We start from the raw sequence: 23,999 nt of genomic DNA, 5'->3' as shown, positions 1-23,999 counted from the left end.
TGAATGAGTTACTATCCAATCATTAATAGTTGCAAATCTGATTTGAAGAAAGATAGAGAGTATTTCAATGGAAAACATTAATCCAAGTCTAACAGCAGCATGGCACGAATTAGAACAACATTATCAAACAATAAAAGATATCCATCTGCGTGATCTTTTTGTTAATGATGCTGACCGTTTTGCTAAGTTTTCACTCACTTTTAATGACCAAATCTTGGTTGATTTTTCTAAAAATCGAATAACTGATGACACCTTGCATAAATTACTGGATTTAGCAAAAGAGACAAAGTTAAGCAGTGCAATTAATAGTATGTTCTCTGGCGAGAAAATCAATAGAACTGAAGATAGAGCCGTTTTGCATATTGCTTTACGTAATCGTAGCAATAGCCCAGTAAAGCTTGATGGTGTTGATATTATGCCACAAGTTAATGCTGTGTTAGATAAAATGCGTTGTTTCAGTGAGCGTGTCATTAATGGTGATTGGAAAGGATACACTGGTCAGGCAATAACAGATGTTGTTAATATCGGTATTGGTGGTTCTGATCTTGGCCCATATATGGTGACAGAAGCACTTAGACCTTACAAAAATCATTTAAATATGCATTTTGTTTCCAATATAGATGGCAGCCATATTGCTGAAACATTGCAAAGAATTAAACCTGAAACAACATTATTTTTAATTGCCTCTAAAACGTTTACCACCCAAGAGACAATGACTAATGCCCTAACTGCCCGAAAATGGTTTTTAGATGTCGCGGAGGATGAGAGTCAGATCGCAAAACATTTTGTTGCTTTATCAACCAATGAACAACAAGTGGCTAAATTTGGCATCGATACCCAAAATATGTTTGAATTCTGGGATTGGGTTGGCGGTCGTTACTCTTTGTGGTCTGCTATTGGTCTCTCGATTGTTCTTTCCATCGGATTTAATAATTTTGAGCAATTACTAAGTGGCGCTCATGCAATGGATCGCCATTTTGCTGAGACGGCTTTTGAGCATAATATTCCAGTAATATTAGCGTTAATTGGTATTTGGTATAATAATTTTTTTGCTACAGAGACCGAGGCCATTTTACCTTATGATCAATATTTACATCGATTTGCCGCTTATTTTCAACAAGGCAATATGGAATCAAATGGTAAATATGTAGATCGTAATGGCGAAAAAGTGAGTTATCAAACGGGGCCTATTATTTGGGGTGAACCAGGAACTAATGGTCAGCATGCGTTTTATCAGTTGATCCATCAAGGTACAAAACTTATTCCTTGTGATTTCATTGCACCTGCTATTAGTCATAATCCATTAAGTGATCACCATAACAAATTAATGTCTAATTTTTTTGCTCAAACAGAAGCGTTAGCATTTGGCAAAAATCGGCTTGAAGTGGACGAAGAATTTAAAGCTGCCGGCCAAGATCCGGCTAAAATGGGCTATGTTGCGCTTTATAAAGTTTTCCAAGGTAATCGTCCCACTAACTCTATCCTCGTTAATCAAATTACGCCTTATACATTAGGTGCTTTGATTGCAATGTATGAACACAAGATCTTTGTGCAAGGTGCTATATTGAATATTTTTAGTTTTGACCAATGGGGTGTCGAACTTGGTAAGCAATTAGCCGGTCGTATTCTACCTGAGTTGGCAACTCAGGCTAAAATTGATAGTCATGACACCTCTACCAATGGATTGATTAATTGTTTTAAAGCTTGGCGCCAATAATTTTTTACCAAAGTCTGTAACAGCAGGTTTTGGTTATAGTAAATAAACTGCCAGATAGATCACTTCTTGCTAATATAAAGATTGCAAAATTAATAAAAATTTTGCAATCAGGGATAACTTTTTATATAAATTAGTAGATCCTATCATTTCATTCATTATTAACATGATATCTTCTATTTTAAATTTCCAGATAGAATGAGAGAAGTATTCTATGGGCGTAGCTGTAAAAATAAGCCATATAAAAAATCAGTCACTTTTTTGCAATCAATCGATTAATTGGTTTTCTGCACAAGAAATTAACGTACCGGATCCAATATATAATTGGTTAACCGAATTAGGTTCAATGACTCAGCGTCTTGCTCGCTATTGTCAGCACGTCACGGTAAAACCTTATCAAGAAGGTTTTATTTTATTAGATAGTCAGGACGAAGAAGCTCAACTTTTGCCTAATAGCCAGCGCTATTGGTTACGTGAAGTCGTACTTTTTGGTGATGGTTGCCCATGGTTATATGGGCGGACAGTGATCCCAGAAGAGACATTGACGGGTCCTGAATGTGAGTTAATAAATTTAGGCAATGTGCCATTAGGACACCATTTGTTTAGTAGAAATAATTTAACTCGTGATTATATTAATTTAGGCATACAGAATAATTGTTGGGTAAGGCGTTCGTTATTAAGATTATCGGCTAAGCCTTTACTATTAACTGAACTTTTTTTGCCAGATTCACCTATCTATACAAAATAATAAGGAGATAAATAGATTGGCAGGGCAAACGACGTTGAAATTGAATAAATGGCGAGCCTATTTTCGCTTAATGCGTATTGATAAACCGATAGGTATTTTACTATTACTATGGCCTACTTATTGGGCATTATGGTTAGCAAGCCGAGGGTTACCAGATCTTTTTATTTTGTTGGTTTTTACTGTGGGTGTCTTTTTAATGCGTGCCGCTGGTTGTGTTATTAATGATTTTGCGGATAGAAAATTTGATGGATATGTTGCCAGAACCCGAGAGCGCCCTCTGCCAAATGGTGAGGTAACAGAAAAAGAAGCTAAGACGCTATTTTTCTCATTGGTTATTATCGCATTTATATTAGTGTTGGCCTTAAATCAAATGGCTATTTGGTTATCGGTGATTGGGTTATTATTAGCTTGGATTTATCCATTTATCAAACGATTTAGCCATTTTCCACAGATTGTTCTGGGTGCTGCGTTTGGTTGGTCAATTCCAATGGCGTATGCAGCAGTTAGTGAGTCCTTACCTTTGGAGTGTTGGTTATTATTTCTGGTTAATATCATTTGGTCTATTGTTTATGATACCCAGTATGCCATGGTTGATCGTAGTGATGATATTAAAATTGGAATAAAATCAACCGCAATTATTTTTGCTCATTTTGATAAATTGATTATTGGTATTTTACAATTAGCTATGGTTTTGCTGTTATTTTATATAGGGCAACAGCTAGATTTGGGGGTGCCTTATTTTGCTAGTTTGATATTCGTAGTAGGCTTATTTATCCATCAACAAAAACTCATTGCCAATCGTCAACCAGCATTATGTTTTAAAGCATTTATGAATAACAATTATGTGGGGTTGGTATTATTTATTGGTATCTTATTAAATTATTTTTAATTAAAAAAAGGATAATCTCAAGTGATTATCCTGAGTGTGGTTTTGGGCGATTTCAGTCTAAATCGTTTTACGTTACTATATTGATATAAAGATGATTTATTCAGGCAATGGCTCATGAGTAACGTGTTTGACTCCTTCAATGGTTAAACAAACCTCAGGAGATATTAACTTAGCGATAATACGATAAAGTCGTTGTACATTTGCGCTGATAATCGCATCACCTTCTCTATTAATATAACCTTCCTGTTTTAATGTATTTACCAGTGTGGAAAAAACAGCTTTATCAAAGAATTCTGGGGCGTTGATACCATGCAGTACAGACAGACGTTGAGCGAGAATACGGCTCTCTTTTTCTAGTATTCCTCGGCTAATTTCAGGTATGGTACTGAGTAGCGAAAGTGTAATTGCATAGCGCTGTAGCGTTTCTTTAATACCAGCAGCTAAAAGCTGAAGAGGGCGAATACGAGCTGGATTGATAGTTACAAAACCTTCTGCTGTTAATAGTATTAGTTGTTGGCGTGCCAATTCATCCAACAGAATATCGATAGATTCAGGCAATTCTTCAATGCTATATCGCATGAAGAGTTCTGCTTTTAAGAATGGATAGATGAGTGCAACTTGATAACCAATTTCCTGACGTTGAACATTTTCATTATGCAATACGATATTGGCTACTAAGGAAGGCAAAACTAGTAAATGCATAATATTGTTTCGATAATAGGTCATCAATACTGCATTTTCACGTGGTAATACGACAATATCACCCATACTGTCATGTTCGACTTCAAACTTATCCAATTGCAATGCGTCTTCTAATAGCTGCTCGGCAGTTTTATTTGGTGTCGTGCTATCACCACTATAAGGCACATTTCTTAATAGTTGAAGGTAACATTCTATTTGTTCAATCAGTTGTTCTCGGGTTAATGCACGCTGGCGTGAGGCTAACAACACCGTTGAACATAAATTTACCGCATTAGCGGCAGCGGCGTTGTTAATTCTAACCATAATTTTATGAGCTAGCCGAGTCACGGTTAAATTTAGCCATGTTGGACGTTGGGGCTCAATGGCATCAATAGATTGACGCCACTCTGGAACATGTTTATTCAAATATTGTGTTAGCGCAATCGGTTGACCAAAATTAACATAACCTTGTCCTAGTTTACGCAATTTGCGTAAACCTCTTAACATTGAAAAAAATCCTTCTTTCTCTTTTGCTGCCCCTTTTAGTTCCTTAGCGTAGGTAGCAACCTCTAATACATGCTCATAGCCAATGTAAATAGGGACAATGGTAATTGGACGTGAATCACCTCGTAGCATTGCTTGTAGGGTCATTGACAGCGTGCCAGTTTTTGGTTCCAGTAGTCGGCCTGTTCGAGAGCGGCCGCCTTCGACAAAATATTCAATTGAATAACCACGAGCAAACAGTTCACTGAGATACTCACGAAATATGGTGGAGTAAAGTTTATTGCCCTTGAAGGAGCGGCGAATGAAAAAAGCACCTAAGTGACGAAAAATTGGGCCAGCAGGCCAAAAATTAAGATTGATACCAGCGGCGATATGAGGAGGAACTAAGCCTTGATGATAAAGTACGTAAGAGAGCAATAGATAATCCATGTGACTACGATGAGAAGGAATATAGACAATTTCATGGCCATCTTGCGCTAATTGGCGTACACGTTCGGCATGTTGCACATTAATTCCTTGATAAAGTCGATTCCATGTCCAACTAAGTACGCGGTCAGTAATACGGATCGCTTCATAGGAAAAATTAGCGGCAATTTCTTCCATCATGGCAATCGCATTATGTTTTGCCTTATCTAGTGAGATTTTTTTTGCTTTAGCCTCATCTTCAACTGCTTTTTCAATTGCTTTTGAAGTTAACAGCTTATTGAATAGATCGTGGCGTACAGGAAGTTTGGGGCCAACTGCTGCCAATCGTTGCCGTGAATAGTGAATGCGGGCGACTCGAGCAAGTTTGTTGGCAATAATTTTATCAGTACCATATTCGCCAGCCATTTGGCGCAAAGAGACAGTGGGTGAAAAACGAACAAAACTGTCACGTCCTAACCGGATAACGGCAAAGAATTTTTGAATACCATTAAGTAAACGTAACGGAGGCGCTGGTGAGTGGCCTTCTCGACCAGGTGCTCGACCGAACATCACTGATACGGGTAGCATCTGAATGTTTAGTTCGGGATTATGGCAATGAAGATCAAGATAAGCCGTAAACGTTTTTACGGAATCTTTACGTGGATTTGGCGAATAATAACGAAAGACACGCGGGCCATCATCGATAAAGACATAGGCAGGTAATTTAATTTCGTCTATTTCAATCGGATCAAGTGGATCAGGTAAACCAATAGAACAACATTGTTGACGTAACGTCAATAAGTCTGTTTTAGAATGATAAGGTAATACATATAGAAAAGGACGTGTCGTATCAAGATGCAATTCTTTAATTGGATCTGCTGGTATGAGTTTACTTTTTACCAATAATTTCATTGGTAAATCTAATAGATTGTAGTAAATTTTACGCCAAAATGACATAGATGAGCGATAGCCTCTTATTTGAATCCTACCCAAGCATATCAGAAATAGTAATTAATATCTGTTTAAAAGATAATAATTATACTAAATCCCATATAGAACTATATCTAGAGAGTAAATTTTATGGCAAATCAAACAACGGGACTAACCCGAATTATTAAAGCAACCGGTTATTCGCTCAAAGGATTAAGGTCAACTTGGAAGAGTGAAGCCGCTTTTAGACAAGAAGCAATTATGGTGATTATTGCCATCAGTGTGGCTTTTTTCCTTGATGTACAATGGATTGAACGGTTACTACTTATAAGTTCAGTGGTATTAATAGCTATTGTTGAATTATTAAATAGTGCGATTGAAGCAGTGGTTGATAGAATTGGTACAGAATTACATGAACTTTCTGGTAAGGCAAAAGATATGGGCTCAGCGGCTGTTTTTATTTCAATTTGGTTAGCTATTTTTATTTGGGCAATTGTGATCAGTAATCATTATTTCGTGAGCTAGTTATAAAAAATAGGGTTTTACACATTTTTCAGTTTAAAATCTTGATATAACTGTATATACTTACAGTGACAATGTGCGAATGCAAATAAATAGGGGGCGAAATGAAAGAATTAACGTTGAGGCAGCAGCAGGTCTATGATCTGGTGCGTGAACACATTTCGCAAACGGGTATGCCTCCCACACGCGCTGAAATTGCAACAAGTTTAGGTTTTCGTTCACCAAATGCAGCAGAGGAACATTTAAAGGCTTTGGCACGTAAAGGCGTGATCGAAATTGTTTCCGGTGCTTCTCGCGGTATCCGGCTACTACAAGAAGAAAATGAGGATGAATGGTTACCACTTATTGGTCGGGTGGCGGCAGGAGAACCATTACTTGCCCAAGAACATATCGAAAGCCATTATCGGATTGATGCTACTATTTTTAGACCTAGTGCTGATTTTTTATTGCGTGTTAATGGTATGTCCATGAAAAATATCGGAATTATGGATGGTGATTTACTTGCTGTACACAAAACACAACAGGTACATAATGGGCAAATTGTTGTTGCACGTATTGATGATGAAGTGACGGTTAAACGTTTCAAGCAAGCGGGTAGTAAAGTTGAATTAATTGCTGAAAATCCTGAATTTGAGCCAATTATTGTGGATTTGCGGACACAAAACTTAACTATTGAAGGACTCGCTGTTGGTATTATTCGTAGTAGTGATTCATTTTAGTCAAATTTTTAGTCATTTTATATCTAATTAATTTTTTAAGTTAATTCAGTTTAATTTATTGAAAAAAATATTATTATTTTCTAGTTTGTTTGATTTATAACTAATAAGTATTAAGTAAGATATTTTAAATTTTTATTGATTTTTTAATAAAGGCCGATTGTTCATACGCCTGGCCTTTGTATCTCTATTTAACCTTAATAATGCATAGTTTTAACAGGATTTTTTCTCGATTTTGTAGCAAGGCGAGCATAGTCCATGGCTTTCAACAACGGTATGAGATAACTGAAAACCAGTCTGTTTGGCTAATTTTATAATAGCGGTTTCTACTGTTTGACCATTACTTTCGGCGACACTGCCGCAACTGTCACAAATTAACATAACTGAAGTATGTTTAGGATCCTCAAAATGATGACAAATAACATAACTATTTGTTGATTCTATTTTGTGAATAAATCCTTGTTCTAAGAGAAATTCTAGGCCACGATATATGGTTGGTGGTTTAGCTTGAGGTTCAGAAATTCTAAGTAGGTCAAGCAAATCATAAGCACTAATAGCACAAGGTTGAGCTGCTACAAGGCGCAATACCTCTTCTCTTTGTGGCGTTAAACGTACGTTACGCGCTTGGCATATTTTCTTAGCTTGGGACAGTATTTTTTCCTGATCTTGCTTTGTCATGAATTATCCTAAGGTGAAGATCATTATAATAATGATATTATCATATTTATACTTTTTGATATCTACCATAGTTCTAAAATAAATAATATCTTTTACTATTTTCTAATAATGTTTTTTTATTTTCTATTGTTATAAATAGATACTAAATTGGAAAATAGCACATATAGTCAATCGTAATTAAAATGATTAATTTCAACGAGCTAACGGAACTAATATTAATTATTGCTGGTTATATTAAGAGCTATAAAACCGATAACGAGTTTTACTTGTGCTCAGATCCGCCTCTTTACTGAGATTCCTATCACAAATCTATTATATTATTTTTTTATAACTGATAATTATCAGTAAGATTTTATATATTGCCTGATTTTTAACGGAGTTTTTAATGAGTGATACCAAAAAAATACACCATGTTTTTATACTGATGGGGGTATCTGGTAGTGGTAAATCTGCAGTTGCGAGTGGGATCGCTCAGAAAACAGGAGCTGCGTTTTTAGATGGTGATTTTTTGCATCCACGTGCCAATATTGAAAAGATGTCGGCTGGCCATGCTTTGAATGATTCTGATCGACTGCCTTGGCTTAAAGCATTGAATGATGCTATTTTTGCTATGCAAAGAACAAATAGTGTTTCTTTAATTGTTTGTTCCGCTTTGAAAAAAAAATATCGAGATATTTTAAGAGATGGAAATCAACATCTGTCATTCCTTTATCTTGAAGGAGACTTTAAGTTAATAGAAGGCCGATTAAAAAAGCGTAAAAATCATTTTTTCAAACCAAATATGTTGGTCTCGCAGTTTGACACTTTGGAAGTACCCAGTAATGATGAAAAAGATGTGTATGTCATCGATATTAAGCCACCATTAATTGAGGTTATTGATAATACAGTAAAATTAATTGATGAAATTATTACTAAGGAAAATAGATGAACACGCCTATTCCTGAAACATTCAATATGCTGATATTGACCTTGACTGCAGCAGGTGCAGTCTTTTTATTGTTGTTTCTGGTTATGTATGCAAGATTACACGCTTTCATTGCATTGATGGTAGTTTCTATTTTAGCGGGACTGTTTTCTGGCATGCCGGTTAAAAAAATTATAGAAACAATGCAAGAAGGTATGGCAGGAACATTAGGATTCTTAGCAATTGTTGTGGCATTGGGAACCATGTTTGGACGAATACTCCATGAAACGGGCGCATTAGAGCAAATTGCGATAAAATTAATAACTTGTTTTGGTGAAAAGCGGACTAATTTAGCTATAGGTATTACAGGATTAATTTGTGCATTGCCACTTTTTTTTGATGTCGCCATAGTATTATTAATTGGTATTGTTTTTACCATTACTAACCGTTTAGGCGGGAATGTTGTTAAAACAGCTATCCCGCTCTTTGCTGGAGTAGCTGCTGCTGCTGCATTTTTACTTCCGGGCCCAACGCCAATGTTGGTTGCATCTCAGATGAATGCTGATTTTGGTTGGATGATTTTAATTGGCATATGTGCAGCGATCCCTGCAATGCTTATCGCTGGCCCATTATTTGGTAATTTTATTAGCCAACATGTTTTTATTGCGTTACCTGAAAATTATCAAGGTAATAAGAGCAAAAAAGGAAAAATGCCAAGTTTTACATTCAGCTTATTAATCGTACTATTTCCTTTAGCGTTGGTAGGATTGAAAACATTAAGTAATTATTTTTTGGTAAAAGATTCTGTTGCAGAGCAATGGTTAGAGTTTATTGGCCACCCATTTATAGCATTGCTGTTAGCTTGTCTATTTGCTATCTATGGTTTAGGGTTTCGCTATGGTATGAATAGAGAAAAAGTGATGGAAATCTGCTCCGCAGCGATCCAACCGGCAGGAATTATTTTACTCATAACAGGCGCTGGAGGCGTTTTTAAGCAAGTTTTAGTAAATTCAGGTGTTGGGCCAGTATTAGGTAATGCGTTAATGAATACTGGTTTACCAATCGCATTGGCTTGTTTTGTCTTAGCGGCTGCTGTACGTATTATTCAAGGCTCAGCGACGGTAGCTTGTTTAACAACTATTGGGCTTATATTGCCGGTTATCAGTGAGTTAGGTTATTCTGGCGCTCAATTAGCTGCTTTGGCAGTTTGTATTTCTGGCGGATCAATTGTACTAAGCCACGTAAATGACTCTGGGTTTTGGTTATTTAGTAAATTTACTGGTGCTAGCGAGGGCCAAACATTAAAAACTTGGACTTTAATGGAAACCATTCTAGGGACAGTTGGTGCGATTATAGGGATGCTATTTTTTGTTTTTCTTTGATGCTAGCGAATAAACCGAATTTTAAATGATGCTATTCTGTTAGGGATCAGTGTGTTTATATTAAAAAAATAATAAAATCCATACATTTATTATGTATGGATTTTATTTTTAGTAATTATTACAGCAAAGTCGATCAAATATGTTTTGGCATATTCTGTTGAACTTGGGTGATTAATTCTTCGTTACTAGAGAACATCTGTTGTAAATAACGATTATATTCTCTTCCAAGTTGTGAGTAGTTTTTCAGATGATCAATTAATACACTAGTATTTAATGAATTCTGAGTTCTACGCTGCTGTGCGCGTGAATTGCGTAATAATTGATAGGCATTATTAGTATTCAAATTCTTTAAGTATGCATAGACAGATGCATCGACAGATGAATATACCGCATAGCCTTTGATGGTACCTTTGCTATAGGTACACTTACGACCGCATTTCATGCCAAACAAGTTATTATTTTTCTGTGCTAAGCCAGAAGCTCCCCAACCTGATTCTGTTGCTGCTTGGGTAACAACAAAATGGGTAGGAATAATATCTACACGACTTAGCAGATTGTTCCAGTTTAAGCTAGCAGGGGAACTGCATTGTATATTATAACTGGTACAAATCTGATTTAGTCGTTGTTTATCGGCTGCATTCCAATTTTTATTGTAACGCTTGGATAATAACCACTGACGATCTTTCATGATCTTGTAGTTGTATTTTTCAATTATTGGGACAATTGCTTTTAAAAACGCTTTCTTGCGAGCTGCTCCTGATGGGTATTTGCGCATATCAGGCAGACGAGTTAGTTCTTTTGTCTGCACAGGTTTGTAATAATACTCATTTAGAGACAAACTCGTACTGGTTGATGAATAACTAAAACTAGTTGATAACAATAACATCAAGAAAGCGAAGACGGCGTTAGTCCTCATCGTTCGAGAGGGCATGGCGCTTCTCCTCGTTTCAAGTTGAACAAAAATTGCACAAATCCTAGCAGATAAATTTAACAAGTGCTACTCATTATTAGCCATATATTAGTTATATTTTAGTTTTAATTTGTTATTTTTAATGAAAAATAATATTATTTTTATTTTACAATAAGTTGCATTTTTTAATATATAAAAAAGTTAAATTTAATTAATTAATTAGTGAACTACTCTATTTTTAGCATAAATTAATCATTTTATTGCTGCTTTAGCGCTAAATTATCGCGAATTTCAGTAAATTTCGCTATTTGTGAAAAGTCTTCACGCGTCCAGTAACCATTTTTAGCGGGTAACACAGTAGAATATTTTGTTGGCCACAGTTGTAGTTGCGCAAATTGGGATAAATTATAATGTTTATAATTCTGAGGAAGTGACAGTTTGTGTCCGTGTTGGATATTTTTAGGTGGCATGACTGGCATACGTGTACTACTGGTTTCATAGTCTCGTTTTAGCAACAGAAATTTTTCAGGTACATGCATTTTGCTATTCCACCATAGATTATCTTCCTGATCGAACATTTGTTGGGTTTCTTTTTTAGTGTAAGCACCTAATTCTTTTAGTGCTAATGGTAATATTTTAGCCATAGCAGTACTAAATTGTGATACTGAACTTGCTTGACCTTGTAAAATTAGTGTCAGGGCAAGACGAGCGCCTAACAAGTTGGAATAGAGATCTTCAGGTGAAAAAGCGGAAATGCCTTCAGAAAAACCAGGTACAGATTCATAGCCATAACTTTGAGCAATTTCATGCCAGGCAGCTAATTCAAATGCTAACTCAGCCGCGAGGTAAGCACTTAGTGTATAACGTTCAAGATAGGAAGTTGATGGTTTGGTGGCAAAAAGTTGTATTTTGCGGGTAGCTAATTCATCATCCAGTTGTATTTGATAATTTTCTCCCAGATGAGCAAAAATTTCAGTAAAAAGATATAGGGTATAATCTGCAGTATCTTTTACATGGGCAATGTCAATAAACCCTCCTTTTTCTGTATAAAGAATGCCTAATTTTTCTTTACTAAGTCCGCTAAGGGCTGTTAATGTCCCCCAAAAGCTATCATTATAATGATGTTCACCTAGTTTGTTTGCTTCAACAATATTTTCAATTCGATAAAAAGGGATTGGTATTTGCCAAAGTTTAACTTTGAGATTATAACCAAAAGCACAACAAGGTCTTAAGCCTTGCGGTGGTGTTATTGATTGCATAACAGGCCAAACCCTGTGTGCTTCTTCGTGAGTTTCTGTTTTGAGTACTGGCTGTATGGTTATTGAAGTTGTTGCGTTTTCTTTACAACCGATTAAGAAAATGCAAAGGCAGATAATCTGAACAAATAATTTCAAATTCAACCTCCAATCTTTCACATACAGCAATCTGTACTGTTTAACTGAATTATCTTTTTTAAAGATTGATGGTATAAGCCAGAAGTACATAAATCAATCAACTTAATGAGTAATATTATTTTATTTAAAAACGAAATTCGCCCGAGATATAAAAACTATTGCGATTATTAAATCCCACCTCAGTTAAAATATTAAAGTGACGAGTAATTTCGATTCTAGCACCCATCGTACTATTCCATTTGTGCGCAAGATGTTGTTTAACATCAAATTTCATATTAGGATCATCAAGCAATTTAACTAATCCGGCGAATTCTTCAGGTAAATTCAGATTACTAATATTGCCTTTAAAGCGTTGAGTTATATCCTGATACATAGCACCTACCCATACATGTACTTTGGTATTGCCTTGTCCTGATAATAAAGGCTGAAAAGTAAACTCGTAGCCGATGCGCGGCGTAATAACTAACGCACTTATATCCCCATCTAAAATATCAAGGTTAGTACGCGTATAATTAGCATCTAAAGTAGCAAAGAATTGCTTGTAGCCACCAGCTAGAACCACGCCACCACCGTAGGTTTTCCCTTCAAAATCTAATACGAAAGGCATATTTCGTGCAAAATCTAGTTCTGCATCCCCCAAATAAACGCCAGCCAATTTGGTTTTCGAGGAACCTTTGGTTTTGCCATAAACGCCATATATATTTAAAAAAGGTAATACCCAAGTATCTAATTTTAACATATGCGATTCATTTTTCTCGCGGGTATGGCCGGCATTTATTGTTATTAAATCAGAAAATCCTGGGTATTTTGGTGAGATAAAATTAATTTTATCTACGACTACGTCCTGCCGTAGGTTCTTATAGCCATAACCAATACCAAATGGTTCAGGTAGATCATAACCACGAGCTCGTGCTTCATTACCCCAAATTGGCAAAATACGAGACTCGCTCTGTACCGCTGGCCGGGATAGATCATCATCGCGTTGCTGCTGATAAGAGGACTCATTGACTGTGATTGATAATAATGGTCGCTCTTGTGCGAAACTCGAGTATGGCAGAGTAAAAGTCATTATTAGTAACAATAATTTATAAAGGCGAATAGATTTCATTGATTAAAGACACCATTTGATATGTAAAATGTTTGAAAAGTAGAGTAAGCAAACGGGAATAGCTGATTTTGGTTAAGGGAGTGACGCAGCTATATTATTATTTATTAAATATTTTTTTGTTAGTCGCATTGCATATCCTATAAAATTGTAGAAATATAAATTATTGTCTAATTTTTTAATTATGGTCAGTTTTTGTAGTTAAAAGCATTCAGATTATATTTTCAATATAGAAAATCAAATTATTCTATTTTTTCATAAAAATCCTATAAATTTTTTTATGAAAATATAACTCTGATTGAGAGGCTATAGTCATATCAAAATTAACTTGTATTTAGGATTATCTATTTTTTAAATTTTAATTAACTAAAACATATAAAACTTGTTTAAATGTGCCATGATAATGTGAACGAATTGTATAGTAATTTGCTTCATCAAGTGATTGTAGTAGAAATTGGATTTTTTAGTGCTTAATATGTAAATATTTTTAAAATTATTTGAATAAATATTTTTTAAAAGCTTTTTGGTTAGCTTAATCGTAACCAATTTTTTGAATTGATTAAATAAATAAGAGCAACGACTGGTGTCACAAATTTCTCATCGATTGCTTAATTAGTTATCTATTTGATAATTACTATGGTTATTTTTGTTAATGGCGGATTTTTTAAATATAGGATGTTTTTAACTTATCTAATATTGAGTGTTTTATCTGACTTTTTTATAGTAAAAATATTATTGATTTAGTACTGTTTACTATAAGAATAATAGTTTTTTATTGAATGAAAAGCTTTTTTCTTATTTTGAATTATTTTATTTATATTATTGTTAATTGATTTGGCTAATTTCGGATATTGAAAGTAAATGTGGCAATTGTTGACTAGAATAAATAGCTTGATTTATTTTGAACTATGGTTTTTTGCTAATATTTTTAAAAAGATAGATACTCTTTGAACTTATAATATCAAAGAGTATAAATCAAAATTTAAACTGTTAAATGGAACGCAAAACAATAATACCTGGCCGTGAGCGAATATAATCAAGTAGAGGTGTATCAACAACTTTCATATTTTTTGCAAGTGATGATGCATTGCGATAAAAAATTTGCTCTCCTTTTTTAATAACCATGCCGACATGAGAAACATCTAAGCCATCCAGCTTTGAATAAATTCCTATGTAATCTCCGGTTTTTAATTTTTGTAATGTATGTGAGTTTACTTTGTCTGATGGAATATAATTAATTTTACGCTCGATGATATTTAAATCAGGAATAAATTTGCTACCATCAGACTTAAGATTAAGATGTTTAGTTACGGTAATATAGTCATCACTTATTTTATTTGTAATATCATTGGCATTTTGTGGAGAATTAGCAAACCAATCAGAGAAGAAATGCTTTCTTTTTAAGTAACTAACATTGCTATCTGTATAGCGTGTTTTTTTCAGATTTTGTAAAAATGTTTGTTTGTTGGTTGAATGACTAATTGCTTGTATATAATCCAGTAAAGTAAAACAATCAACGCCATTGAAATTGACAACTAAATCTTCCGGTATAGTTGGTGAACCGACAAGTGTATTGGCTTTATAAGGTGTATTTAGGAAAGAAGCTGATATTTCATTTAATAGATCGCTTCTTTCAGCATATTGATTAGGAATAACTTTAGTCGAGATTATTTTATCTAATTTTTGTTCCGTTTTTTTATCAATTTCTATGTTATAGGCTACAACGTGACTAGATGAGATAAAAGTTAAGAACATAATTATATATTTGAGCATAAAAATCTCCTTATTGCCATACGATGGATCACAGATGATATCAGATTTTTATAAAATTGATAAAAATATGTTTTATTCAACTAATAATTTTTAGTTTTATTATATAACTTTATAATATAAAAAATAATGAAATGATATAAAATTTTATTTATACAAAATTAATTAACAATATGATTTTTTTGAAATAATATTTTTTCTATAACCAATCTTTAATGGCTTTATATTGTGAGTTATTTTATGCAAATATTTATTTTCATTATTGTTATTTGATTAAAAGAGATGAAAGTAATAAATGGTATTAATTTTAAAAATGTTGATTATTTGCAATAGATAGGATTGAGTTTGAATTTATCTATGATTTTATATTATTATATTGATTTTTTATAGTTAATAGTTCATTTTATAAAGTTTAAGAAGGTTAGAGAAATGATTTTTATATTAATTTAATGAATGATGATGTAATTGTTATTTATATAATGTGATGATTGTGTAATTAATAGCATCTGGATAGTTATTAATGTAGTTTTGCTATAGTATTATTAAACCATTGAATGGTAGTTTAATAGATAACTCATTGGAAAAGTCACGATTAGTGAGTATAAGTGACAATATTACAGATTAAGTATTGTTAATGTAAGTTTATTAATGAGTTATTAAATGTTAAGAATCTAGCAATACTAAAAGTTAAAAATTTTATTATGATAAGATAACTGCCTATTAAATATCATGTTTTTATATTGTTAGTTGTTTATTGAAAATCATTAAATAAAATTTTCTATTAGAACATTGACAATAGAATAACTATCAATGCTATTAAGGTTAATCATTTATTAAGTTGAGGGGTGGTAAATGGTCGTTGATTTTTCTATATTAAGAAGAGTAAATAATAACGTTATTCATTATTTAGACGAAGTCTTGTTTACTAGTCACAATTTTTATTTCTATACAAGGATAATGTATGAGTATCAATATAAATATAGGTAAAATGATTAAATTTAAACGAAAAGAAAAAGGATTTTCTGGAGAATTATTAGCTGAAAAAATTGGCGTTAGTCAACAACAGCTCTCACGTTATGAACGTGGGGTCAATGATATTAAAGTAAATACATTATATTCAATTACTCAAGCATTAAATATACCAATAGATTCATTTTTTGCAGAATTAATAGAAAACGAATCAAAAATGAAGCAGAAGAATGCACAATTTGATGAATTTTCATTGTTAGCAGAAAGTGTTATTTTAGAATAATCAAATATAGATTATATTGAGCTTTGTATTTTTATTGTAAATATTTAAGATATTTTATTTTTTAAATTACGATGTTTTTATAAATTAATTTTTAGAATAGTCAATGATTTCAATATTTAATAATATCAATTTTGTTATAATACTATATTTAATAACTTTATATTAATTTAAATATTCATATTATTAATCATATCAAATTAAACAATATAAAATTTTGCCAAAGTTGAGTATTCTATTCAATAACTTTGTACTACATAAATTGTTTTATTGTATTTTGACAATAACTCAACATAAACATAATAAATTCAATTTGTATACTAACAATTATAAAATATATTTTTTGCTATATTTATTTCAATCAAACTTTTAAAATAAAATAATCATGAGATATAAATTTTGAGTTATTAAATTTTTATACATATAGAATAAAATTATTTTAGTTATAGTAATATCCAGCTAATAAAGATAAAAAATAATACTACTATTAACAGTTGATTATAATAATATAATACTGTGATTTAAAAGCAAATTGTACAATTTATTGTTATATATGATATTTTTAGGTAATTGTTAGATAGCACTTTCGTTACTAGTATAAATAAGATATCTTAGTCCACAGTTATAATAAGAATAATGTTAATAAGTAATAAGGTTCCTAATAGGATAAAATTTTTATTCTTTTTTATTGTTGTGATGATTTATTTTTTGTATCAATATAATAAATAGATAATTAATTTTTTTGAAACATAGTTAAAGCGACTCTTATTATTCTAATAATATATCTTATTATTATAAGAAGATATTAATTTATTTTTTTAATAATTTAATAGTATTTTTATTATGTTTAAATTTTTATTTATAGATATATAACGTTCAGTAATTTTAATTTAAAAAAATATGAGTTAATAGATTAAATTTTAATGTAATGATTGATTTGAAATGTATAATTTAATTTATATATTGTGATGAATTTATTTATGATTATTCATAATTTTATTTAAAAAAGGAAAACACATATGAGGATCATATTATTAATTAATTTTATTATCTGTAATTTTTATTATATGAATCTAGCCTTTGCGAAATGTAACGCTGTTGCAGGACTACTAACAATAAGTGGAAGAGATATTGTTGTAAAAAATGAAACCCCTGTTTCTACACTATTAGATACTTTTTCATTAGGTTCTTTTCAAACATATCGTTGTGATGATAATAATACAGCAAATATGCGAACAGGTGGAAGGGCTTATGGTGATTTTGCTACTTATATAGATGGAATCAGAGTATACAAGACTAATATTGAAGGTATTGGTTATTCATTTGGTGTTCAATCGATGTGTGGTGATTTATCATTTCCTACTGAAGGTTGGAGGGGAGATTTAGATAATATAGCAACTTGTTGGAATGAAGATATTTGGAACCAGATAACACATAATTTTGAGGTCAGGATCTATAAAATAGGCCCTACTACAGGAAGTGGTATTGTTGAAAAGAAAAAAATTGGAGCCACAATTTTAGCGTTTAATAACCAAAATACATTGGCACATGAAAATTCAATTTTTTTAAATAATTTTAGAGTTGTGACGTTGAATACTAATGATAATAAGCCGGATAATAATGGCTCAATTGATAATAGTGCCGGCCAAGGCAATAATAACAATAATAATGGTTCGCTAGATAATAGCGGTGGCCAAAGTGGAACTAGTGGGCAGGAAGGTAATAATAGTGAGCAAGGCAATAATAATGGTTCGCTAGATAATAGCGGTGGTCAAAGTGGAACTAGTGGGCAGGAAGGTAATAGTAGTGAGCAAGACAATAATAATGGTTCGCTAGATAATAGCGGTGGTCAAAGTGGAACTAGTGGGCAGGAGGGCAATAGTAGTGAGCAAGGCAATAATAATGGTTCGCTAGATAATAGCGGTGGTGAAAGTGGAACTAGTGGGCAGGAAGGCAATACCAATAATAGTACTAATACCAATGAGAGTACTAATGCCAATGAGAGTACTAATACCAATGAGAGTACTAATGCCAATGAGAGTACTAATGCCAATGAGAGTACCAATGCTAATGAGAGTACTAATATAAATAGTAGTAGTAACACCAATAGTAGTAGTAATACCAATCGCAGTACCAACACCAATAGCAGTACTAACACTAATAACAGCACTAATACCAATAGAAGTAGTAATACCAATAGAAGCAGCAATGTAAATAAAAGTGGTAATAGTAATAATATTAGGTTTAACTATCAATATAGTCATTAAAAATAATATCACTCTTTGGTAAATATTTATTTATGAAAGATTACAATAATATTTTTATAAATATATAAAATATATAGGTAGGGTGGGTCGATTGATTTAGCTCTACCTTTATTGAATATATTTGAAGAAAGCATTAATTTAGTCGAATGTATAATTAAATGATATTTTTAATACTCCTGAGTTTTATTTGTAAATTGTTTTAAATTTATCTACTTTGATAAACCCTAATTTAATAAAATTATTAATTAAAAATTGAGTTGTATGGTAATGTTTTTATTTTAAATATTAATTATTATAACTCTATTTTAATGAAGGGAAAATTTATGAGGATTATATTGATAATTATTTTTATTATTTCTAGTTTTTGTTATACAACTTTTGCTTTAGCTCATTTTAATGATTTTTTTAGTTTTAATCGCTTAATGAGTTTTGGTATTTGCGATGCTATTAGTGGACCGCTGACAATAAATGGAAAAGATATTACTGTTCAAAATGATACACCTATTGGTACTTTGTTAGCCACCTTCACATCAAGTTCATTTAAGACTTATCGTTGTGATAATAATACTAAAAATATGATTAGCGGTGGCAAACTTTATGGTAAATTCGCGACCCTAATAAAAGGTATCAGGGTATATGAGACAAATATCGCAGGAATTGGTTATACACTTGGTGTTCAAACAATGTGTCCAGATATAGTTTTTCCAACTAAAGGTTGGAGAGATAATGTAGATAATATCGATGTTTGTTGGTCAAATAAGGTTTGGAATCAGATAACTCATAATTTTGAGGTCAGGATCTATAAAATAGGTGCTACAGCAAATGGAATTGTTGAAAAAAAACAAATTGGCGCAACTATTTTGGCATACAAAGATACCAGCATCTGGGCTGAGGAAAATCCAGTATTTTTAAATAGTTTTAGAGTAACAACAATAGATAATAGTAATAAGCCAAATGACAATAAAATAAATGATAATAAATCAAATGATAATAAGCTAAGTGGCAATATTCAACATCATCATCAACACTATCATAGACATTATCACCAACATAATTGGCCTAATAATAACAATATAGATATTAATAAAAATATGAACAACAATGCCAATAATAACATCAATAATAACATCAATAATAACGCCAATAATAATGCTAATAACAACACCAATAATAATGCCAATAATAACACTAATAATAACGTCAATGATAACAACAATAACAACACTAATAATAATGAAAATAATAACGCAAATAATAACGCTAATGAAAGTGACAATAATGATTTGTAATTTTGAATAACAATATTTTCTGGTATAATTGATTAAATTTTTTAAATATCTAGATAAAAGATTTTTATTAATGTTTAGATAAAATTATATTTTATCTCTAGTGGCAATAAATATACAGATAAAAAAAAATTAACTAATGTTATTAATATTATTTTTTAATAAAATTTTAATTACTAAATCGATTTTTATAAAAACTCTATTTTAGTAAATTTATTTATAAATGTTAAAGATTAAACACGCAAATCTACCCTAATAAAAGAGGTGCTTATGAGAAATATGTTATGGATCCTTTTGGCTGTATCTAGTTTAAGTTATAGTGCTTTATCTTTTGCTGGATGTATTGCTGTTGGGGGGCCATTAACAATAAATGGCAGAGATATTATTGTACATGATGATACTCCTATCGGTTCTTTATTAGACACTTTTACCATCGGTTTACTACAAACTTATCATTGTGATGACAATAATACCAAAAATATGACTACCGGAGGAAAGTTGTATGGTGAATTTTCAACGACTATAGATGGTATTAGGGTGTATAAAACCAATGTTGCAGGGATTGGTTATTCGCTTGGCGTTCAAACAATGTGTCGTGGTGGTATGATCTTTCCATCTAAAGGTTGGCGAGATAATATAGATAATATTGCTGTTTGTTGGTTTAGCCATACCTGGAACCAGATAACCCATAATTTTAAGGTCAGGATCTATAAAATAGGGCCGACGGCAAGTGGAACTGTAACCAAGAAACAAATTGGTGCCACTATTTTGTCATATAATAACCATAATAATTGGGCTGAGGAAAATCCGGTATTTTTAAATGCTTTTAACGTTGCAACAACAGGTAATAATAGTAACCAGGATAACAACAATAATAGTAATCAACATAATAACAACAATATTGATAAAGATAATCATCATAATCATATTTGGCCTAATAATGGAAATAATGGCATGAGTCATAATACTAATAATAATAATTTTTAATCTGAAATAAAGGTTATTAACCTACATATAACCGAAAGTTATTTAGTTATAGGGATTTGTTTTTTTAATGTTTATCTACATTATTAAATAAAATCTTTTATATTGAAATGTAAACAGAACTAAAGGTAATTTATTATCAATAATGATAATGCTGCATATATCAAATCAATAAAATGAAATAAAAAAGCTATTTTTATTAAATAATATCTTGTTGTAAGTTATTTATAATTTATAGCAAGTCATGAAATTTAATATTTTTTAATGGCAGTTCAATTAATAAATTAATTTATATAATTATCTCTATCTATTCATTTTATAAGTAAATCTATTTATAACTTTAAATAATTTTCTTTTGAAATCTATTTTAATAAGGAACATGTTTATGAAAAATTTATCTTTGATTATGCTACTTACTTATAGTTTTGGTTATACCACATCGGTTTTTGCTCAATGTATTGAGATTGGTGGACAGATAAAGGTCAATGGGAGAGATATTATTGTGACCGATGATATGCCTGTAGGTACATTATTAGATACGTTCACAACCGATTTAATTAAAACTTATCAGTGTTCTAACGTAAAAAATATGACTACTGGTGGAAGAGCATATGGTGAATTCGCTACAGATATTGATGGTGTGAGAGTATATAAGACAAACATTGCCGGGATTGGTTATGCATTAGGTATTAATTCAATGTGTGGAAAAATGCTTTTTCCGTCAAAGGGCTGGATTAATAATTTAGATGCTACGTCTACTTGCTGGACTAGTGGACGCTGGGATCCGATAACACACAAATTTGCTGTAAGAATTTATAAAATAGGCCCGACAGGCAGTGGCGATGTGGCTATGAGAAGAGTTGGAGCAAGCAATCTTTTTTATGATGATACAAAAAGTTGGGCAAAAGAAAATTCGGTTTTTTTAAATTCTTTTAAGGTTACAACCTTAGGCGGTGATGGTAACGGGCAGGGTAATAACAATGGTGGAGGCCAAATTAATAATGGCGGTGGGCAAGGTAATAACAATGGCGGTGGGCAAGGTAATAATAACTGGGATGGGCAGCATAATAGAGATAGAGGTAGCCAGGGTAATAACAATGGAGGTGAACAGGGTGGTAACTAGAATAATAATAACTCCGTTTGGCCTAATGGTGATGTAAATAACAACTCTGTTTGGCCTAATGGTAATGTAAATCATAATATAAATAATAACTTGGATAGAAATGTTCACTATTAAAAAGCTAATAGTTGAAATTATTCGTTTATTTGTTTAGGAATTTTTATATTTCAGATGGTGATTTTTTCTTATAGGTAGAATTTATTGTGATAATTCTACCTAAATTATACCTAATACCTATTGTAAACTAATAAGTAGATTTAATAATTTTAAAGTTATCTGAAATTTTATTGTATTGACTATTTTACATAATGCTTGTGTTAAAGTATGTGAGCAATTTTATTTAGGTTAGCCATTTAAAATATTAAAAATAAAGTTACTACATTGAACTATTACTTACAGTGATAATTATAATTCAGTCTTACTTTAAATAAGAAAATATTAATTAGCATTTTGTGCTGTTTATAAAAAGTAACAAAATGTATTTTTTGATTAGAATATATTTTTTATATTGAATTAGTCAAAAAATAATAAATATTGATTAATATAAAATTACAGATAATTCTGATAGTTATCATTTTTTTATTTTTCTATTAATAATATCAAAAAGTTATACTGTTATTATAGTTAACTTATTGAATAAATTATTGATTTTTCTTATTTAATATATGATTTTAATGGTATTTTTCTACTGGCGAAAAAGATTTTATGCATTAGTGAAAAAGCAAAATTTTTCTTATATATTAAATTGTTATGACCAATTACCGTGTATAGAATAAAAATATTTTGCTAATTTTAATGAGTATTTTGTTATTTATAAGTGAAATTTCGCAAAATATATGTGTAATAAACTAAATCCATTAATTTTGTTGGGTTTTATTGTTGGTGTTAAATAGTTTTGTGGGATTTAATATTAATATCAATGAATAAAATAAACATTTATTTCTTTTTTATTCATTATGATTGATATTGATGACTTAAAATTGCATAATTAAAGAAACTTACAGATAGTGATTTAATATTCATTAACTGTAAGTATTTTTTTATCGATGAATTTATTTAAAGCGATATTTATCTAAACCCTTATAATAGCAAATACAAAATAAGTTATTTATTTATAGTTACTGTGTTTTCACCTATTAATTTATTCTTATTTAATAAAATTAAATATTACCGTTAAGAAATTATTTCATAACGCTATCTTTTATTTTTATAAATAATAATAGATTGATGTTGTATTAATAATATTGAGGTATTTATGAAATTCCCATTAGTACTGTTAGTTATTAGTGTTATGCCTGTTGCTGCTAATGCTGCTCCGACAATCACTTTCCAGGGAGAGGTAAGTGCACAAACATGTGAAACCGAAGTTAATAAAGAGACTAATTCAATAGTTCTTTTACCTAACGTTTCTGTTACTCAGCTATCTACCGCAGGTAGCACTGCTGGCTTAACACCATTTACAGTGATAATAAAAAATTGTACTGCACCCACTAGTGGTAATATTGATATTAAAACAAAATTTTTAGGGCACAATGTAACCACTGCGGGTAATTTAGCTAATTTGGTAACTTCTGCTGATAATGGGGCAGAAAATGTCGCAATTCAGATTACTACCAATGAAAGTGGAACAACTCCAGTGGTATTAAATGGTGAGACTAGTGTTCCAGGTTTAGTTCTTAAAAAAGATGAAACTACAGCTTCTCATACATTTGGGGTGCAATATATTTCTGAAAATGGTAACGCAAAGGCCGGTCAGGTAAAAGCGATGGTCGAATATACAGTGGGTTATTTATAATTTCTGCTGATCATTTTATTTTAAGCTGAAAATAGCAATATTTTCA

The 23,999-nt window shown here is 31.6% G+C and carries 19 protein-coding genes; 13 read left to right on the top strand and 6 right to left on the bottom strand.

Going from position 1 to position 23,999, the window contains the following annotated elements:
- The first annotated feature begins 67 nt into the window (after nt 1–67).
- The 3 genes from pgi (at nt 68) to ubiA (ending at nt 3,351) form a co-directional block, all read left to right on the top strand.
- Nucleotides 68–1,717, top strand: a complete 1,650-nt coding sequence (gene pgi / locus LDL57_RS14310; RefSeq protein WP_180559333.1) for a glucose-6-phosphate isomerase — start codon at nt 68–70, stop codon at nt 1,715–1,717.
- Nucleotides 1,718–1,928: 211 nt separating this feature from the next.
- Nucleotides 1,929–2,462, top strand: coding sequence for a chorismate lyase (ubiC, locus tag LDL57_RS14305; RefSeq protein WP_180559334.1), 534 nt, complete (start codon nt 1,929–1,931; stop codon nt 2,460–2,462).
- Nucleotides 2,463–2,532: 70 nt separating this feature from the next.
- Nucleotides 2,533–3,351: a 4-hydroxybenzoate octaprenyltransferase gene (ubiA, locus tag LDL57_RS14300; RefSeq protein WP_370520675.1), complete on the top strand. Its 819-nt coding sequence runs from the start codon at nt 2,533–2,535 to the stop codon at nt 3,349–3,351.
- 96 nt (nt 3,352–3,447) lie between these two features.
- Here ubiA and plsB read toward each other — a convergent pair whose 3' ends face one another.
- A complete protein-coding gene (gene plsB / locus LDL57_RS14295; RefSeq protein WP_180559335.1) occupies nt 3,448–5,898 on the bottom strand; it encodes a glycerol-3-phosphate 1-O-acyltransferase PlsB in 2,451 nt (816 codons plus the stop codon).
- Nucleotides 5,899–6,021: 123 nt separating this feature from the next.
- Between plsB and LDL57_RS14290 the strand changes: the two genes are divergently transcribed.
- Entirely contained in the window at nt 6,022–6,396 is a 375-nt protein-coding gene (locus LDL57_RS14290) for a diacylglycerol kinase (RefSeq protein WP_180559336.1), read from the top strand.
- A gap of 101 nt (nt 6,397–6,497) precedes the next feature.
- A complete protein-coding gene (gene lexA, locus LDL57_RS14285) occupies nt 6,498–7,112 on the top strand; it encodes a transcriptional repressor LexA (protein WP_180559337.1) in 615 nt (204 codons plus the stop codon).
- A 210-nt stretch (nt 7,113–7,322) separates the two neighbouring features.
- Here the strand turns inward: lexA and zur are convergent, their stop codons facing one another.
- The gene (zur, locus tag LDL57_RS14280) at nt 7,323–7,787 is read right to left on the bottom strand and encodes a zinc uptake transcriptional repressor Zur (protein ID WP_180559338.1); all 465 of its coding nucleotides are present in this window, start codon (nt 7,785–7,787) and stop codon (nt 7,323–7,325) included.
- Between the two features lie 385 nt (nt 7,788–8,172).
- On the opposite strand from zur, the gene gntK reads away from it, so the two are divergent.
- Both gntK and gntU read left to right on the top strand, forming a co-directional pair.
- Complete coding sequence (gene gntK / locus LDL57_RS14275; RefSeq protein WP_180559339.1) at nt 8,173–8,715, top strand: gluconokinase; 543 nt, start codon at nt 8,173–8,175, stop codon at nt 8,713–8,715.
- Nucleotides 8,712–10,073, top strand: coding sequence for a gluconate transporter (gene gntU / locus LDL57_RS14270; protein WP_225506278.1), 1,362 nt, complete (start codon nt 8,712–8,714; stop codon nt 10,071–10,073). Before gntK ends, gntU begins: the two co-directional genes overlap by 4 nt.
- A gap of 133 nt (nt 10,074–10,206) precedes the next feature.
- On the opposite strand, the gene LDL57_RS14265 is transcribed toward gntU, so the two are convergent.
- The 4 genes from LDL57_RS14265 to LDL57_RS14250 all read right to left on the bottom strand — a co-directional run bounded on the left by LDL57_RS14265 (nt 10,207) and on the right by LDL57_RS14250 (nt 15,255).
- Nucleotides 10,207–11,004, bottom strand: coding sequence for a protein bax (locus LDL57_RS14265; protein ID WP_180559341.1), 798 nt, complete (start codon nt 11,002–11,004; stop codon nt 10,207–10,209).
- Between the two features lie 236 nt (nt 11,005–11,240).
- Nucleotides 11,241–12,383: a DUF4056 domain-containing protein gene (locus tag LDL57_RS14260; RefSeq protein WP_375141946.1), complete on the bottom strand. Its 1,143-nt coding sequence runs from the start codon at nt 12,381–12,383 to the stop codon at nt 11,241–11,243.
- 118 nt (nt 12,384–12,501) lie between these two features.
- A complete protein-coding gene (locus LDL57_RS14255) occupies nt 12,502–13,485 on the bottom strand; it encodes a hypothetical protein (protein ID WP_225506245.1) in 984 nt (327 codons plus the stop codon).
- A 987-nt stretch (nt 13,486–14,472) separates the two neighbouring features.
- Nucleotides 14,473–15,255: a DUF1460 domain-containing protein gene (locus tag LDL57_RS14250; protein ID WP_180559344.1), complete on the bottom strand. Its 783-nt coding sequence runs from the start codon at nt 15,253–15,255 to the stop codon at nt 14,473–14,475.
- 958 nt (nt 15,256–16,213) lie between these two features.
- Here LDL57_RS14250 and LDL57_RS14245 point away from each other — a divergent pair.
- From LDL57_RS14245 to LDL57_RS14220, 6 genes are all read left to right on the top strand, one after another.
- On the top strand, nt 16,214–16,504 hold the full coding sequence (locus LDL57_RS14245; protein WP_225506243.1) for a helix-turn-helix domain-containing protein: 291 nt from the start codon (nt 16,214–16,216) through the stop codon (nt 16,502–16,504).
- 1,016 nt (nt 16,505–17,520) lie between these two features.
- Complete coding sequence (locus LDL57_RS14240) at nt 17,521–18,768, top strand: dermokine domain-containing protein (protein ID WP_225506239.1); 1,248 nt, start codon at nt 17,521–17,523, stop codon at nt 18,766–18,768.
- A 323-nt stretch (nt 18,769–19,091) separates the two neighbouring features.
- A complete protein-coding gene (locus LDL57_RS14235) occupies nt 19,092–20,057 on the top strand; it encodes a hypothetical protein (RefSeq protein WP_180559347.1) in 966 nt (321 codons plus the stop codon).
- 267 nt (nt 20,058–20,324) lie between these two features.
- Entirely contained in the window at nt 20,325–21,041 is a 717-nt protein-coding gene (locus LDL57_RS14230) for a hypothetical protein (protein WP_180559348.1), read from the top strand.
- 382 nt (nt 21,042–21,423) lie between these two features.
- Nucleotides 21,424–22,161 (top strand): hypothetical protein, encoded by a 738-nt coding sequence (locus LDL57_RS14225; protein WP_180559349.1) that lies wholly within the window; start codon nt 21,424–21,426, stop codon nt 22,159–22,161.
- Between the two features lie 1,252 nt (nt 22,162–23,413).
- On the top strand, nt 23,414–23,953 hold the full coding sequence (locus tag LDL57_RS14220) for a fimbrial protein (RefSeq protein ID WP_180559350.1): 540 nt from the start codon (nt 23,414–23,416) through the stop codon (nt 23,951–23,953).
- The last annotated feature ends 46 nt before the right edge of the window (nt 23,954–23,999 follow it).

It is taken from the genome of Arsenophonus apicola (assembly GCF_020268605.1).
Taxonomy (GTDB): Bacteria; Pseudomonadota; Gammaproteobacteria; order Enterobacterales; family Enterobacteriaceae; genus Arsenophonus; species Arsenophonus apicola.
Note: the sequence above shows the minus strand (reverse complement) of the source record. Positions and strands in the feature narration are given on the sequence as shown.